At 31.0% G+C, this 15,570-nt stretch carries 21 protein-coding genes; all 21 read right to left on the bottom strand.

Going from position 1 to position 15,570, the window contains the following annotated elements; translation table 11 throughout:
* Positions 1-708, bottom strand: a 708-nt coding sequence (locus tag DB318_RS05725) for a DUF693 family protein (protein ID WP_151074459.1), incomplete at its 3' end; no start/stop codon positions are given.
* A gap of 3 nt (positions 709-711) precedes the next feature.
* The gene (locus DB318_RS05720) at positions 712-1,293 is read right to left on the bottom strand and encodes a DUF792 family protein (RefSeq protein WP_029346931.1); all 582 of its coding nucleotides are present in this window, start codon (positions 1,291-1,293) and stop codon (positions 712-714) included.
* Positions 1,294-1,316: 23 nt separating this feature from the next.
* Entirely contained in the window at positions 1,317-2,594 is a 1,278-nt protein-coding gene (locus DB318_RS05715) for a DUF759 family protein (RefSeq protein ID WP_151074458.1), read from the bottom strand.
* A 7-nt stretch (positions 2,595-2,601) separates the two neighbouring features.
* Positions 2,602-2,838 (bottom strand): DUF1322 family protein, encoded by a 237-nt coding sequence (locus DB318_RS05710; RefSeq protein WP_029346932.1) that lies wholly within the window; start codon positions 2,836-2,838, stop codon positions 2,602-2,604.
* The gene (locus DB318_RS05705) at positions 2,835-3,281 is read right to left on the bottom strand and encodes a DUF1473 family protein (RefSeq protein ID WP_029347228.1); all 447 of its coding nucleotides are present in this window, start codon (positions 3,279-3,281) and stop codon (positions 2,835-2,837) included. The genes DB318_RS05710 and DB318_RS05705 overlap by 4 nt, the downstream gene beginning before the upstream one ends.
* A 15-nt stretch (positions 3,282-3,296) precedes the next feature.
* The gene (locus DB318_RS05700; protein WP_012621352.1) at positions 3,297-3,725 is read right to left on the bottom strand and encodes a DUF1463 family protein; all 429 of its coding nucleotides are present in this window, start codon (positions 3,723-3,725) and stop codon (positions 3,297-3,299) included.
* A gap of 13 nt (positions 3,726-3,738) precedes the next feature.
* Positions 3,739-4,860, bottom strand: coding sequence for a DUF787 family protein (locus DB318_RS05695; RefSeq protein ID WP_151074457.1), 1,122 nt, complete (start codon positions 4,858-4,860; stop codon positions 3,739-3,741).
* Complete coding sequence (locus tag DB318_RS05690) at positions 4,841-5,410, bottom strand: DUF764 family protein (RefSeq protein ID WP_151074456.1); 570 nt, start codon at positions 5,408-5,410, stop codon at positions 4,841-4,843. Before DB318_RS05690 ends, DB318_RS05695 begins: the two co-directional genes overlap by 20 nt.
* Positions 5,407-5,793 carry a hypothetical protein gene (locus DB318_RS05685; RefSeq protein WP_151074455.1) on the bottom strand — a complete coding sequence of 129 codons (387 nt, stop codon included), beginning with the start codon at positions 5,791-5,793 and terminating at the stop codon, positions 5,407-5,409. The genes DB318_RS05690 and DB318_RS05685 overlap by 4 nt, the downstream gene beginning before the upstream one ends.
* Complete coding sequence (locus DB318_RS05680) at positions 5,781-6,164, bottom strand: DUF1506 family protein (protein ID WP_151074454.1); 384 nt, start codon at positions 6,162-6,164, stop codon at positions 5,781-5,783. Before DB318_RS05680 ends, DB318_RS05685 begins: the two co-directional genes overlap by 13 nt.
* Positions 6,164-6,619: a DUF3890 domain-containing protein gene (locus DB318_RS05675; protein WP_151074453.1), complete on the bottom strand. Its 456-nt coding sequence runs from the start codon at positions 6,617-6,619 to the stop codon at positions 6,164-6,166. The genes DB318_RS05680 and DB318_RS05675 overlap by 1 nt, the downstream gene beginning before the upstream one ends.
* A gap of 28 nt (positions 6,620-6,647) precedes the next feature.
* A complete protein-coding gene (locus DB318_RS05670) occupies positions 6,648-7,607 on the bottom strand; it encodes a hypothetical protein (protein WP_151074452.1) in 960 nt (319 codons plus the stop codon).
* Positions 7,608-7,626: 19 nt separating this feature from the next.
* Complete coding sequence (locus DB318_RS05665) at positions 7,627-8,202, bottom strand: DUF228 domain-containing protein (RefSeq protein WP_031507809.1); 576 nt, start codon at positions 8,200-8,202, stop codon at positions 7,627-7,629.
* 15 nt (positions 8,203-8,217) lie between these two features.
* Positions 8,218-9,006: a DUF228 domain-containing protein gene (locus DB318_RS05660; RefSeq protein WP_151074451.1), complete on the bottom strand. Its 789-nt coding sequence runs from the start codon at positions 9,004-9,006 to the stop codon at positions 8,218-8,220.
* Between the two features lie 6 nt (positions 9,007-9,012).
* Positions 9,013-9,570, bottom strand: a complete 558-nt coding sequence (locus tag DB318_RS05655; RefSeq protein WP_151074450.1) for a DUF228 domain-containing protein — start codon at positions 9,568-9,570, stop codon at positions 9,013-9,015.
* 12 nt (positions 9,571-9,582) lie between these two features.
* Positions 9,583-10,278, bottom strand: a complete 696-nt coding sequence (locus tag DB318_RS05650) for a DUF1357 family protein (protein ID WP_151074449.1) — start codon at positions 10,276-10,278, stop codon at positions 9,583-9,585.
* A gap of 16 nt (positions 10,279-10,294) precedes the next feature.
* Positions 10,295-11,518, bottom strand: a complete 1,224-nt coding sequence (locus DB318_RS05645) for a phage portal protein (protein WP_151074448.1) — start codon at positions 11,516-11,518, stop codon at positions 10,295-10,297.
* Between the two features lie 78 nt (positions 11,519-11,596).
* Positions 11,597-12,949: a PBSX family phage terminase large subunit gene (locus tag DB318_RS05640; RefSeq protein WP_151074447.1), complete on the bottom strand. Its 1,353-nt coding sequence runs from the start codon at positions 12,947-12,949 to the stop codon at positions 11,597-11,599.
* The gene (locus DB318_RS05635) at positions 12,946-13,512 is read right to left on the bottom strand and encodes a DUF603 domain-containing protein (RefSeq protein ID WP_151074446.1); all 567 of its coding nucleotides are present in this window, start codon (positions 13,510-13,512) and stop codon (positions 12,946-12,948) included. Before DB318_RS05635 ends, DB318_RS05640 begins: the two co-directional genes overlap by 4 nt.
* A 519-nt stretch (positions 13,513-14,031) precedes the next feature.
* On the bottom strand, positions 14,032-14,853 hold the full coding sequence (locus DB318_RS05630) for a hypothetical protein (protein ID WP_151074445.1): 822 nt from the start codon (positions 14,851-14,853) through the stop codon (positions 14,032-14,034).
* Between the two features lie 27 nt (positions 14,854-14,880).
* Positions 14,881-15,381: an Erp family outer-surface lipoprotein gene (locus DB318_RS05625; RefSeq protein WP_151074444.1), complete on the bottom strand. Its 501-nt coding sequence runs from the start codon at positions 15,379-15,381 to the stop codon at positions 14,881-14,883.
* Positions 15,382-15,570: the final 189 nt, after the last annotated feature.

The following is a 15,570-nucleotide window of genomic DNA, read 5'->3' as shown; positions in this document are numbered from 1 at the left end:
CGGGATAAACTCAAGTCCATAATCTTCTAATGCCTCGTAGTGTACATTTTTCCCCTCTTTTTTATATTTGGTAAATATAATATTGCAGTCATATCCCTTTACACCAGTACCAATATCAGCTATTATGTTATGAACATATACTCCTTTTATTTTGTCGATGAACTCTTTTGGTGTTGATGCATAAATATTTTTGTCAATAATTTGAAGTCTATCTTTTTCATCCATATTAATAATATTGCGATTGGGAAATACAGATTTTATTGCCTCTTCAACTGTTATACCCTTAAATTCTTTACGCTTCAACTTTCTATTGAAAAAGTTGCTTTTAGTTAGTAAACGAACGTCAAGCTCGACACTAAAATCTCCACCGGGATAATCAGTACTCATAGGGGGTCCTAAAGTTCCAGCCATTATAAAATCAAATCTTTTTTCATAGGCAAATTTTTTATAGTATATTTTTACTATATCTCCAAATTTAATGTCGTGGGTGAAGTCTAGAGGCAAGTTCCAAAGTACAATTTTTGCTTGTTTGGAACTTATAGTATGAATATTTGAATACACGTTGGATATGGAAATATCAACATGAATTCCATCTTGTGTATTTATTATAATTTTAGGAATTTCTTCAGGAAAAGGAATTCCATCAATTGATTTTTTTGATTTATTTATATTGTAAAATTCAATCTTAAAGTCGTAACTTAGTAACATAGATTATCCTTTATATTTTTCTAATGTGAATGTTTTTACTATTTCTATTGAAAGATTTACTTCAACTTCATCAATGAATGGAGTGTCTGTAAATGAAAGACTTGTAATTATAGCTAATTCTTTAAGGCCAAAAGTTGGGCTGTAGATAGTAAACGGAACTTGAGCTTGCAGTCTATTGGCTAGTTGTTCTTTTACAAGGTGAGCATCAAAGCGGAGCAAAGAATTGCCAAAAACAGTCATTTTGAGTGGCAAGAGCATCTCTTTATATAAAGAGGTCAACACCCCACCGCTTAATGAGATATTTTCACCCGTCATTACGGGATTGTAACTTACATATTCTGCTTTTCTATCATAATAGTTGATAACCGGTCTTTTAGAACAGCCAGTATTATAGGTTCGCGATATTAGCTGGTTTTTTGGTCTCACAAAGAATAATTGGGGAACATAGCCAAATCCCCTAAGATCTGGTCTAGGAAATAGCACTAAAAAATTATCTGCTCCAAAAAGAGCAAATATTTGGGTTGTTACATCTTTTACTATTTGAAAAATATCATTAGACGACATTTTTTCACTGTTAATAGCCATAAGTAATTACCTTTTTATCAAAATTATGGAGTATCGTTATTATTATCTTCATTTTCTTTGCTTTTTGGTCTTGATTTAGGTGGACTAGGGGTAGGTTCGAGATTATCTCTAAAAGTCCTACCAATTAACGGCAAATTGGCAAAAAGGCTTTTCAACCCTTTAAAAAAAGGCTCAATAACATGTGTTTGAAAAGTAAATCCATTAAGATAATCAGTGACCATTTTGATGAATTTAAGTAATGGATCCAGAACGGTGTTGGTTAAGTTTGAAAGAGTTTGCTCAGCTGAGGCCAAATTGCTATCGATCTCTTCTTTGGTGTCGGCTTTTTTTGCAATACCTAAAGTTTTGTAATCGCTCATCATTTCAACCATTTTAGTAATTCTAGATTCTAGATCTACTTTAGCTCCGCTTTGCCAAGCTATTTTAGCATTTTCTATATATTTGTCGCCAATCCCCGACCTTTTCAGTAAATCGAAAAGCTCATCCCCTTCTCCACTAAGGAGACTATTAACAGCTTTTACAGCATCCTCACTGCTCATAGCACCGCTAGATTTTATCATAGCTGAAAATTCTATTGCTTTTTTCAAATTATCTGTACTTAACCTATCTAAATCTCTTAAAGTACCTTTAAAGACGCTCGCCTGATGCAAAAACTCTTCTTTTTCTAAGTCACGCTCAAATCCCTTTATTCCACTAAGAATCCCCCTTTTACCTTTAGCTCCCATAATCGTATCACGTTCTTCTTTTGTAAAAAACGCGCTATTGAGAAGTTTAGTTCTATTCGTTTTGGATGCTTCTTCAACCGATTTTTTAGCAAATCCCAAAAATCCTCCTGCTGCTTTACCCATAGCATTGCTAATAACATTTCCTAGGGCACTACCTATTGCAATTTTGGCAACAAGTCCTTTTCCTTGAGAAGCCGCCATCATTTTATTTTTTGCCTTTGATTCTTTTATAAGTTCTTTATACTCCAGGCGTCTTTTATCCCTATCAGACATTAAAGATCTTTTGAATGCCTCTTTTCTGGCTTTTTCAAATCCCATGCCTTGTTTTATAAGCTTTTTAGTTTGTGTAAGTCTATATTTCTCAACGCGCTCTCTTAAACTTTCAAATTTGGATTGTCTGCTTAATTCTTTTTTCTTATCTGCCAAATTATTTTTTACAATATCTTTAGTACTACCCAAACTAGATTTTCTAGGCTTAAGATATTTCTCCATTTTGGTAATATCTTGTTCGATAGACTTTTTTGTTGCTGCATGATCAAGAATACCTTTAAATTTAATGGTGAATTTGTCGCTCATTAAGCCCTCATTTACTTAGAATTAATTCATACAATTCTTTTTCTAATTTAAAATCGGCGATTTGGTTGACTTCAATAAGCTCATCATAAGGCAATTTCTTAACATTTTCGTACGAGCAAATATTCATTATTACTGGAAAGTAGTACTTATTGTTTTTTATCTCATCAAGCAAGTTAAAATACTTTTTTCTGATCTCATTAAGACTTGCAAGAGCTTGATTAAGCTCTCTATTTCTTTTGCTCATTTAGTATCTAGCTCATTAGAATTTGATGTAAGTGAAGCAGTTACTTTTGTATAATCAAAATTATCATTGATATAGTCAAAAGTAACAAAATCACCAACATTATTTTCATATTCACTCAGATATACTAAAGCGGGGGTTTTTAGATCATTGTCCATATGAAAAGTATTAAATTGCGCGGTGTAAATAATAGCAACAAGATAATCCTTGTAGTAAGAAATAAATTCTCTATTTGCATCTAGAATCGCATAGAATTCGTCTAAAAATTTTGGACTTATCATTAAGCTTGTAATTTCTCTTAGATATTTCACTTCATTAAGCTTATAAACAGCATCACCTTGATTAAATCCCAGTACCTTGTCCCATTCATAGACCGGCAATACTTTAAGTGGGTATTCATAGGTTTTGTTTTTAGTCAAAATTTTCATTTTGTATCGCATTATCATAGTAAAATTCTCCTTTTAGTTTTTATTTGGGTTGGTTTTTTGGCAATTAATAGCTCTAATTTCAAAAGTAACTTTTTCGGCTTCTGCTGAATAACTTCTAGATGGTTCTTCAGTAAAAATTGCATAGTTAGTAATAATTTTGGTAGCAATTCTGTCATTGAATACTAAATCAAGCATTTTATCATATTTGCTAACATCCATATTATAAAACTGATCATCTGAAATTTCAGTTAACAAAATATAGTCATAACTACCTAGAGTAACTTCAATATTGAAAATATAAGTTATGGTTTTAGGATCCCTCAAGCTTATTACAGGCATTCCCTTGTCTTCATTACTAACCACTGCTCTTGTTGTAGGCTCACTTGTAAGTTCTAACTTACCACTATGCAGTTGTCTACCACCGATTGAAAAGTAAACTTCGCGTAAATCATAAAATTGCATAATTTTTCACTCCTTATACCCTTAAACTATTTTGATAATCAACTATATCTTGAGAAGTAATTACTAAAGCAACAGAATTAATACTAAAGTTATAAGTAATATTCACACTAAGTTCTAATTTAAGATTTGAAGATGGAGATAAAATCAGTTTTAAATCTTTATATTCAATAATTAATCCCCTATCAACGAACCTTTTTAGCATACATTCAATCGCAGAAGTATATGCATTGTCCCTAGCCCCACTAAGTTGCAGCTCAGATAATTTGCTGTTTTGCCTATTGTTTTTGTTCCAAATTCGAATAAGCTCAATAATGGCCTCGTTTTTTATATAATGATACGTAAAAAGCTCGTCTATTGAATTTCCAGCTAGATCAACTCCCTCTTTAAAAGCAGGCATACCATCAAGACCAGTTTCATTAAGAAGTGAGTAAAAGTTGATTTTTGCAGTCCTTAACTTTTCAATTACAGCGTCATCAACAAGTGGTACAGCGGCCAATGGCATACCATAAGGATTAACTGAATGGGAAATACTTGCTTGATGCAAATATGCACTTATAAATTTAAGATGCAAATTGTCTTTATTGTTAGAATAAACAACAATATTTCTTGTTTTATCGGCATTACTTTTACCATTATTGAAAATTCCTTTTATTTCTTGTTTTTTGGTTGAAAATACAAAAAAAGTTGAGATCATTTTGAACTTATCATAGTCGTCCTTATAAACAGTTAATCCATCATCCGAATCCCCATTGTCACTTTGGGTATTAATAAGCACAACAAAAGAGTGCCTATGTTCCTTAAGGTAATTTTTTAATTTTTCAGGCTTATCCTTATAGATAAAAAGCACAGTTGATTTTAAGGACTCTTCACTTGAATTGAAAAAATCAGACATTGCGGTTTTTAGCAGTGTCTTTTCTTTTCCAAACTGCGGTTCTCCATTTCCATTGTCTTTTTCTAAAGTTTCAATTTGTTGTTCATAGTTATTAACAGTCAAGCTCAATATTTTATAATCAGCATCATCTTTATTAACTTTGATTTTAGCTGTTTTGTAGACTAAAAGTGGATTGTAATAATTAGGCTTGTTAGTTTGAATCCTAGAAGTAACTAAACTTACACTAATTGTATCTTGTGGCAATTTGGTATCCCCCCTTTAAAATTTCTATTGCTTTTACACTAGCATTGAATGCTCCAGATGCGCTGTATGCATGGCTGCTATACTTTGTACCTAAATTAATCAGGCCAGCTGTTTGCATATTTGATACTGGGTAAATGTAAAAGCTTATTTTAGTAACATATTGAGATTGATGTGGATTAGACAATGTATAATTGTGTGTTTTTTTATGCATAAACTCGCTAAGCAGTCCATATAGTACCAACATACGTGAATTTGCATCAAAATCCCTATCATTCAACACTATTGCAATAATATATATTTGAAAATTCATACTAAATTCCAAAGCATTTTCATAAAATGCGCCAGTTTTAGAATTATGATCAAATAGATTTTGTGTACCATCAAATTTGAATGCTATTATATTAGGACTAGTAGTTGTAATATTTGAAAGATATGGATGGTTGTAAGTATTTATAATATCGCATTCAAAATCATTTAAAGCAGCATATGACTTAAATCCTTGAAATATTTTAAGTAAATAATTCACAATTATATCTAAAGTCACAATCATTCAAGCACCTTATAAGCAAGCTCTGATAACATTTTAGATGTATCAACAAGTGGGATTGATGCGGTACCGCTACCTTTTTTTAATTTACTTTTGATTGTGCTAGCTTTTAAGCGCGGTACTACTTGCCCCGATAGTACATAATTCTCATAGTATCTAATAAAAGCTTCTCCGATAGCATGCATTCCAGATTTAGGATCAATATTAAACTTAGAATTTATATAACTGTTATTGATATATTCTCTAAATTCAGCGCTACCAGCAATTTTGGTTAAATGTTTTCTTATCGGTAATTTAGTGCCCCCTTTTTCATGCATTCTAGCAATATTAGAACGACCCCCAAACCAGCCAATTTCTAATTGAATACTTATCTTTAATTCGTCCATATAAATTCCTTTAAGACAAGAGTGAAGTACCCAATTGAAGAGTCAATGCTAAATATTTCATAATAAACTAAATCTGAAATTGATATTCTGTCTTTTAGTTCATAGTTGAGATTTGCATATGTGTAAAGTTTAGAATAACCTTGAATATCGGATAAATTAGAATCATGCAAAGCCGCAAGTTCTTGTGGCTTTATGTCAATAATAACCCCAATAAATTCAGTGTACTCATTTTTGTTAAATATTCGTTGATAAGACTCATCTCCTTCAAGTTTTATAATGTTTGCTTTATAGAACCTTAAAGGCTCAGGATCCTTAAAAACATTAATCATACGGAAAGACATATCCGCTAGTCTTTTTCTAATACCACTCATTAGACAACTCCCATACAAGATGGAGTTGAAGTATCTCGTTTGAGCTTTTCTAAAAATGCATCAAGTTGCAAGCAAAAGTTTTTACTTGCTGCACAACTCTCTCCACCAATATCTTCACTTCCTCTATTATTGGGATAGTAATCAATTTCAAGCTCATTGAACTTCTCTTTTTTAATCCTGTCAAATTCAAATTCACGAACAATCCCCTGCTTTCTTAATTGACAACCCATGTGATAAAACGTAAGCAAAAATATTTGTTCATATGTAAGTGAACTAGAATCAATACCACGTGTCACTAGAATTGCTTGTAGCAGTGATAAATGAAGTAGAAAATTTTGCCTACTTAGTGCAAATTTGTCTATTCCCAATAGTAACAATACTTCAGAATGAAGTTTGGTTACTAAAAGCTCTTCTTCACTTTTAATTTGAGCCTGCAAGTCTTTTTGTTCACGCATTTTTAACTAATCCTTAAATATTTGTTAACTAATTTTGTTTTATTTCAACCTGCAAAATGGTATTTTTAGTAGCAAGCAGCCCTCCTAAAACAAAATCAATATATGAATGAGCAATATCGGTTGAATCTCTATCAACTTGTTCATTCGGAGTAGGCAACATGTACTTACTAGGCTTAAACTTTATAAGTTCCAAATTTAATGGGTAAACGAGTATTTGATGTTTTAGCAAGTTTGAAGTTTCAATGTAAACATCTTCTCTATTATTAATGGCTTTAATAGTCTGGATCAAAACATCTTCCCATTTCTCACAACTAATCGGAGGAAATTGATCTGAAGAGTATGGTTTTACCAATTTCAAGGAAGTTGCAGGGTCAACTATTACCATCATAGGTGTAGAAAATTCATCGCCCAGCTCTAGTTTTGAAAGTCCTGCTTCAACCTTTTCAAATATTTTATCCATCTTATCCTTATTACCATTTTGAACTTCTTCTTTTACTTGATCTGGCATGTTAAGAAGTCCATACATATTAGGTAGTAAACGTTTTTGATTTTTACCATCTTTTTGAATTGAAACGGTACCAGTTAGCACAAAATGATTAATAAGTTTTATAATTTCATTACTTGCAAGTTTATAAGCTTGTGCAAATGGCAATAAATTATTATTAATATCTCCAATATACGAATCTGAAGTATAAAATTTTTCAGAAGATTGTTTTAAATGTCTAAACTTGTATTGTAATTTTAAGTAGTTAAGCCTCACTACTTCAGAACTAAATCCAATAGTTGAGATAGTATTAACTTCATTGGCAATAGTTGTAGGGTTAGCATTTAGAAACGCATCCCATTTTACAGTCCTTTGATAACCCATTTGTAGATCAACATCTTCAATTTGTTCGGGGAAGAACCATTTATACATTATAGGATCTTTTACTTCTCCTATAATATTTGCTACTGCTTTTGCATAATAATTTTCATCAAATAATTCCATTTTTACCTCCTAAAACTAATTATTTTTGTACAGCCTTATTTCCAAATACTGACACTTTAACTAAAAAAACATCATTGCTAATTTTCTTTGCATCAGACAATGCTATTGCATTAATAGTTGCCTTATTTGGGGGTTCAGAACCATTAATTTTTTCCAATTCTCCATCTTTATTAAAAAAGAGTTTATCTTTTGCTTTAACGCCATTTTCTTTTGCTACTAAATAGCCCTCAAAGTTATTTGTAATTGGAACAATAGTTGCAGTTTTGCTAAACTCGTCTATATCAACACATATTCCGTATAAGTCTTCACCACCACCAGCCTCAACATAAGGCTCATAGTGAATTTCATTTTCTTTTTCTTCTTGAATAACTCTTTTGACCCCACGCTTGTACGGATACCCCAAAAATGGATGATTTTCCAGTTTGTCAAACTTACTGGTTCTAGTACCTCCAGAAGCAAAAAATTGCACGTTTTTGTCTCTAAACTCTAAAGAATTACTAAGCAAACCAGCATAATGATGTGGATTTTTCATAAACTTTTCCAGTTTATTACGACTTTCTTGATAATCTTTTACTAATTGTGTTGTATTTGCCATTCAATTACCTCCTTTTTATCCCCCTACGCCCGAAACAGCATGAGCAAACACTTCTTTTTCAAGTCCTCTATTGCCAAAAACTGTAACTTTTATCAAATTGATGGAATAATTTTCTTTGGGCCCTCTAGCTTGAGCCTGCTTTGAACCCTTATCTTCAGATACAAAATTGATTGTAAATGAATCAGATAATGCATACGCATTAATTACAGTTGGACGTCCACCTCCAGCCTTGATAACAACCCCATCAGCATTAATGTCTAATATTTCTCCTGCTTTTATATTTGGGTTTCTTGTTACAAGGTATCCTTCAAAGTTATTGGTAATTGGCAAAACATATGCTATGCAACTAAACTCACATACATCAACACATATGCCATATAGATCAGTATCAGCACCAACCTCAACATATACAGAATTCTCTTTTGGAACAAGTTTGACCCCGCGCTTGTATGGAAAACTATTTTTTGGATCGTAAAAGTATTTCTCTATTTTGTCTGTAAAACTTGAACATGCAAATGAATAAACATCAACTCGCTCATTTTTTGACTGAAAATAACCATTAGAACTGCTAAAAACTTTATTTTCAATCGAACTCATTGATTTTGCATATTTTTTGAATTTCAAAAGGATATCATCAAGTTCTTTACCTGAACCTAGATAAGGATCTTTTGCCTGTTCATCTTCGGCTTGTCTTGCTTGGCGTTTAGCCCTGGGAGCAGCCGGTGAAACTTCTGGTTCTAAACTCAATTGTGAAGTATCATCAATATCAAGACTTTTCCCTTGCCCTTTACCTTTTGCTACCATAATTTACTACCCTTTTATAGCTCTATTTCCAAAAACACTAGCAAGTACTATAAATAACTCTTCAGTTAATTTCTGTACTTTTGATAGCGCTATGGCATTAATAGTTTTATCAGCTCCAGTAGTCTTTTCAAGCTCACCATCCTGATTAAAATGCAGCTTATCCCCCGGGTTTACACCGTTTCCATTTTTCTTAAAAGTTAAATACCCGGTAAAATTGTTTGTAATTGGAATTACAGTTGCCATACCTGTATATTCATCTATATCAGTGCATATTCCATATAAGTCTTCACCACCACCAGCCTCAACCTCAAGTTCTGTTGTACCATCAGCACTAAAACTAAGCTTTACTCCACGCTTGTATGGATAACCCTTAGCAGGATAATTTTCTATTTTGTCTTTACTACTAGTGAGAACTCCACCAGAATTGGAATAAATTAAGTTTTTATCTCTAAATTCTAAAGAATTACCTAATAAACTGGTGTCTTGTTGTGGATTTTTCATTAATGCACGTATTTCGGCAACTTTTTTATCAAACTCTTGTTTAATTTTAGTAATATCACTCATTAAAAACTCCTTTTACGCAATATTTGTTCTTTTATTTCTTTTCAAGTTTTCATAAAATTGCATTCGTCTTTGCTTGTAAGTATTACTAATAGCTTGTACAAATTCTGTAAAATTAATTGGAACAAAATTAGAATCAAGCAAACTTACTCTTTCTTCTGATTTAGTAACAATATTGCCTTTAATAGAATCAACAGAAGAAGAATTGCTATTCGCATTTTTTCTTAACTTGATGTTGACTTTAGCTAAAGAAACAAGTTGTTCTAGTATCTCCCCATCAATATGGGTTATGTCTGCTACTTTAGAAATAGCTTTAATTTGCTCAATTGGAACAAATTTGCGAACAAGTTCTCTGCGTTGTGCTTGCATAATGTCTTTTAGAGTGTATCCTTTTGCTAAAAGCACTTCTTTATTAAAATGATTGCTAAGATGTGCTTTTGCTAGAGTATCAATTTCATTTATACGATCTGCTTCCAGTAATAATTGCTTTTCAACGCGTTCTCTCTCTTCAACTTCTGCAAGTTCTTTTGTTATTCGCTCATTTATACTTAAATCACGGTTTATCTCTTTAGGTTTTACATTATTTGCTTGTTCTTTAAGGCGCATATACTCTTCATATTCACCAAAACTTATAATCTTAGTATCAGATTTAACTTGCTGTTCTTCTTTTACGTGTACCTGCAAGTCTTCTTTTTCTTCATTTTCAATCACTTTTTAACTCCTTTTCTCAAAATGAGAATAATTTTTCTTTTAAAATAGCTAGCTCCTCGTTATTAAAGGAGCTACTTTGTATAAGCTCGTTATATTTGCTGTAAAGCTCAATTAGCTTTATATCTCTTTCTACTTTTTGATCTTCGCTCAACATAATCAGTGAATTAAATCTCATATCAAGGCCAAAATATTTAGCAAGTTTCAAATTACAAGAATTCTCAACTTGTTCTTGTACGCCTTTTAGAAAATCATAATAATTGCTCCTATCACCTTTACCATCATTTCCGAGTCCTTTAGCCTGCTCGTTGAAACTTCTAGTTAGCGGTTCTTTAGTATCAGCACCAATTTTTGCTTTAATTAATGCTAGGGCTTCTTTTAGATAGCTAAGATCATACTTAATAACCTCTAAACTAGCGCTAGGAGTTGCTGTATAAAACATCCCCTCATTGTTAAGATTGCTTTTAAGCCTAGCAAGTTCGTTAGCTAACGAGTCATTAAGGCTGCGTAAATTAGAAATATCTTTACTATGATTGCTTGAATTCTGTTTTCTTAAAAATCCAGATAAAACACCACTTCCTTTATCACTACTGCCTTGAGTAAGTGCACTTAAAGAAGTTGTAGCACTTGAGAGTGCATCTTGTAGTTGTACTAAAGATTCATCTTTATAAAATAAAAAATTGTGATTCTCAATACGTTTTTCTATTTCAACGTATATCTTTTCAAATAAATAAATATCTAACAAAAAACTTTCCGTATAACACGGAACATATCTTTTTAAGATATAATCGAAATTTTCATATATTATGAGTCGGCTTTTGTGTATTTTAACTGCATCTAAAGAATTGCCATTATTATTGGCTTTTACTTTATAAGTTATATGATCAAAATCAACCCCCAAATCTTTTACAGATTCATGATCAAGGTATTCAAATCCAATAGGTAGCTCTATATTGACGGGTTCTTCAAGGTCTAGTAGTGTATCTTTAGTTTTTACTAAAACATATCCAATTCCATGAAAACGGAAGCTTATAATACAATTTAAAAGCGCATTCTTAAGTTGCACCTTTAATCTAGAAAGTTCTGCCTCACTAACATTGCGACCAGTACTCTCAAGAACAAGTCCGTTCTTGAGACAGTCTTCTGCTACATTTTCAATGTAATTTCTAAAAAATATCGAATATCGATATAGTTCTAATGCACTTACTTTATCTACTAGTTTTGCTTTTCTTAAATTACACACTTTTTTATTTCTTATTCTTAATTTTCTTAATTAAATTACGTGTATAATAGCAAAAACTAATATTTTTGTCAATAAAATTTACAAAAATATTTGATTGCCAAAATGGATACTTCTCTCTTTATATCCTAAAGACAAAATTAAATATGCCGCAGATATTGCGTCAAGTGCATCATCATGGGTTTTGTTATTCCCTTTATAAGCGCAAATATCATTAAATACAGAAGAACTACTGTATTTTGCGATGTAAAGTTTCTTGTAAGTAAACGGTGTAATTAACGATGTTATTCTGCTAAATTTATTGGACTTTGGTTTAATCGGCACAATTCTAAATTTGTGATTCATGTTGTTCCTAAGAGTCATATATTCACGAGTCAATGCACCAGCACCTTTAGTATTATCTCTATCCTCTAAGTAAAGTGTATTTACATTGAAATTCTCTAATACAGTTTTTACCATATTCATAATATAAGGATCATTGGCTGGTCTTTGGTCTTGAAATACAAAAGCATAATATTTGTCATCAACCCGCTCCATAACACATAAAGCAGTATTGTCGCCCCCAATGCTAAATGCTGGATCCAAATATGCTATTGGGCTAGTAAACACATAATCTTGGGTAATATTAATTTGTGTAAAAATTGAGTCGGTGCTTGCTATCCATTCTCCTAGCAAAACTCTTGCCTTGTATGTTGGTATCTCTTTATACAGTTTCTCTTGAGTTTCAATAAATCCCTTATTTAAAAGTACATTATCATAAGTTGTAAAATTATATGTCTTAAAAGTTGCTACATTGTCAATATAATCAGTTTTAAAATAATGTTCTGGATGGTCCGGATTAGTATCAAAAATAATAGTTTCTTGCCCACATCTAAGTCTTTTTAATACTTCCTCTAAAGTTTGTTTGTGTAAAGTAGTAGCCTCATTAACAAAAATAAGTGCCGAATTACTACCTCTAAACCTTTCAAAATCACTTGCCTTATCCCCTCCATACAAATTAATACGAAGTGAATCAATCAGTATATATGAATTGTTTGTATGTCTGGGGATATAAGAAATATCAAGAAGTTTACATAGCTTTTCAAATTGACCCAAAACATTTACTTCAACTGAACGCTGAGAATTTCCAATAATGAAATTATTAGTATCACTAGAGTATAGCTTTTTATTGGAAAGTAAACTTTTAATAAACAGATAACATGCAAGATACGTTTTGCCACTAGCTATACCACCGCTTAGTATAATTTTCTTTTCATTGTTCTTTTGAATGCTTTTTATTACCCTATTTTGCTTTACGGTTAAATGTTCTTTTTCAAACTGATCAAAATGAATTAAAGAGTTTGTTGGCTTAACAAATTGTGATATATCAACTCCAAACTGATTTTTGTATTGCTTTTGAAGTGTTGTAAAAAGTTTTGTTTGATATAAGTTCACTTGTATCCTTTACTACTTTTATAATTACTTTTACTATCAACTTCATGAGCAGCAGCAAGTCTTTTCATACATTCATAGTAAAGCTCCATTTCTCTTATTGAACACTCTTTTATAAGATCATTAAGCTCAACTTTTAAAGAATTAATATTTTCATTAACACATTTTGCATTTTTCTTGTTACATTGTTTATTTAAAGAGTCAATTTTAAATCTTAAATCGTCTATTTTTGAAAGCATACTAGCAAGTTCAATACTAGAATATTGTTTGAATGCACGTATAAACCCTAATTCTAAATTAGCGCACTCTAAATCCAATTCGCCTTTAACTTTTTTAGCTTTAACTTCAGATTTAAAAGTTTGTGCTACAAGGTGTTCAAAAGTATCCTCACTAATTGTCACTCTAGAGTCCTCATTAACAGAAATCTCCCCACTCTCCCATTTTTGTCTCATTCTCCACACATTTACTCTAGAAACTCCCAGTCTAGCCGCTATTTCTTTATCACTTAATGATCCTTCTCTAAAATATGCAAAATAATCGTCAAAAGATCTTTTAACTTTCTTCAAAAGCAGAGCCCCAAAGTAACAAAATTAACAAATTGTTACTCTAAATAATACTGCAAGTTAAAAAATTGTGATAAAAACCATTAACTTCTTTATATCCATCATGCTGATCTATATTTTAAATATTTATTAAAGTAAAACTTACAAAAATACAATTTACTTATAGTAAATACTTTTAAATAAGTATGTTATGCCTTTAAAAGGAGCTTATAATTATGTCCAAAGCTTTTGATAAAAAAAATTGCCGTTTTTGCAATAAAACTATTAAAAAAGAATCTGAAATTTGTTTTGATTGTGAGGTTAATATCCAAAATAAAACCTCTAATAGAATATTAGCATTATCATTATGTTTGTTTTTTGGCATTTATGGGATTTTTGTACTTTATCTATTTAACTTTAAAGTGGGTTTTACATTTATATTTATATCTATTCTTTTCTTTTTACTCAATATATTAATATATAAAAAACAAGACTAGTAAAAAGTCTTGTTTTTTAAATTTTATACTTATAAAACCACTTCTGTTATTCTTTTTTTTCTTCCACCTTTTTAAGTTCTTCTTCAATTTGCTTAAGCACACCATCTACTATTCCTCTAGACATATCACCAGTATCAGCACTATCGCCAGAATAATTTACACTTAACCCCAATTTTCGTGCCTCGGCCCAAGCTTGTTGACCAACTATGCGTTGGTTTTGGGCTTTATCACCATCAGTAACTCCAGTTGTGCCAGTAAATTGTTCTTCAAACTCTTTAAATTTCTTTTGAGCATTTTCTAATTCTTTTTTTCTTTTCTCTATTTTTTCTTTTAAAGTCTTTTCAAGGGTTTCTAATTCCTTTTCAAGTTTTTCTTTATCTTCTTTTTTATCTTTTAATTTTTCTTCTAATTCTTCCACTATTTTCTTTATCTCTTCTTCGTACTCAAGATATGTTTCAAGAGAAGTTTTTTTATTCGATTTCTCTATTTTATCTTTTAATTCTCGATTCTTTTTTTCAATCTCTTCTTTTTCTTTATCTTCTTTTTTTACTTCTCGTTGATCACCACTTTGTGCCATTTTTAATACAGGCACGTTATCGTGATGACTTGCCGGCAATGTTGTAGGTGGATTAAATAAGATGTTATTGGAATAGTCTCCCTGCATTAATTCTTCTTCAACTTTTGAAGAAGCTTCTCCTCCAAGCTTTTTCAAACCGCCAATCAACTCTTCTTTTTTTATATCTAAAAATCCCTTAACTTTTCCTTTTACATTTTGTTCTAGATTTTTTAAGTCTTTATTGTTTGCATTATACTTACAAGAACTTATAAGTATAAAAAAAGCACAAATAATATAAATTTTTTTCTTCATAATTATCCTCTCCTATAATTTGAAATTCTATTTTAAATTTTTCTTAAGCTCTTCTAGTGGTATTGCATATTCGGCAGTTTTATCTCCTAAAAATGTAATATGCTCAGAACCATTAATATTTTCTATTTTTGTTATTATATTTTTATCTTTAATACCATTTGTAATGCTTTGTTCATCCTTATATCCATAATACAAATTAGTTTTAAATGATCCACCTTCAGTCATTGCTTTTACAAAGTTATTAACTTCTAGCTCTTTTAATGAAAAAAATGTAGCTGAATGTCCCTTAGCATTTAAACCTGTTTCAATACCGTCTATTTCTTTTCTTATTACTAAAACTCCTAAGTCTGTCCAACTACTATTAGTATCTTTATTTTTAATTTTTACAGTAAATTCAGAAAATTTTATTGTATCACTGCTTACTTGCCCCCTTAAACTACTATCTTGCTCACTTAATCTACTTGTAAAATTTTCACAAGAAATTATGAGCGAAAAAACAGAACAAATAATAAACATTTTTTTATTCACAAAATACTCCCTAAGCCTCAAAGATAACACAATCTCTAATAAATACAATTTTTTAAAGATTTAAATATCTAATTTTGTTACATTTCGAATTACATAGTAACAAAACCTAAATGTAATTTTAATCAACTCCTAAAAATCTCTCCATTGCAAATGCCCGGCTCATTAAAATTGATTACAAAACACATACAA

The organism is [Borrelia] turdi (assembly GCF_008828755.2).
Taxonomy (GTDB): Bacteria; Spirochaetota; Spirochaetia; order Borreliales; family Borreliaceae; genus Borreliella; species Borreliella turdi.
This window is presented reverse-complemented; position numbering and strand designations above follow the sequence as displayed.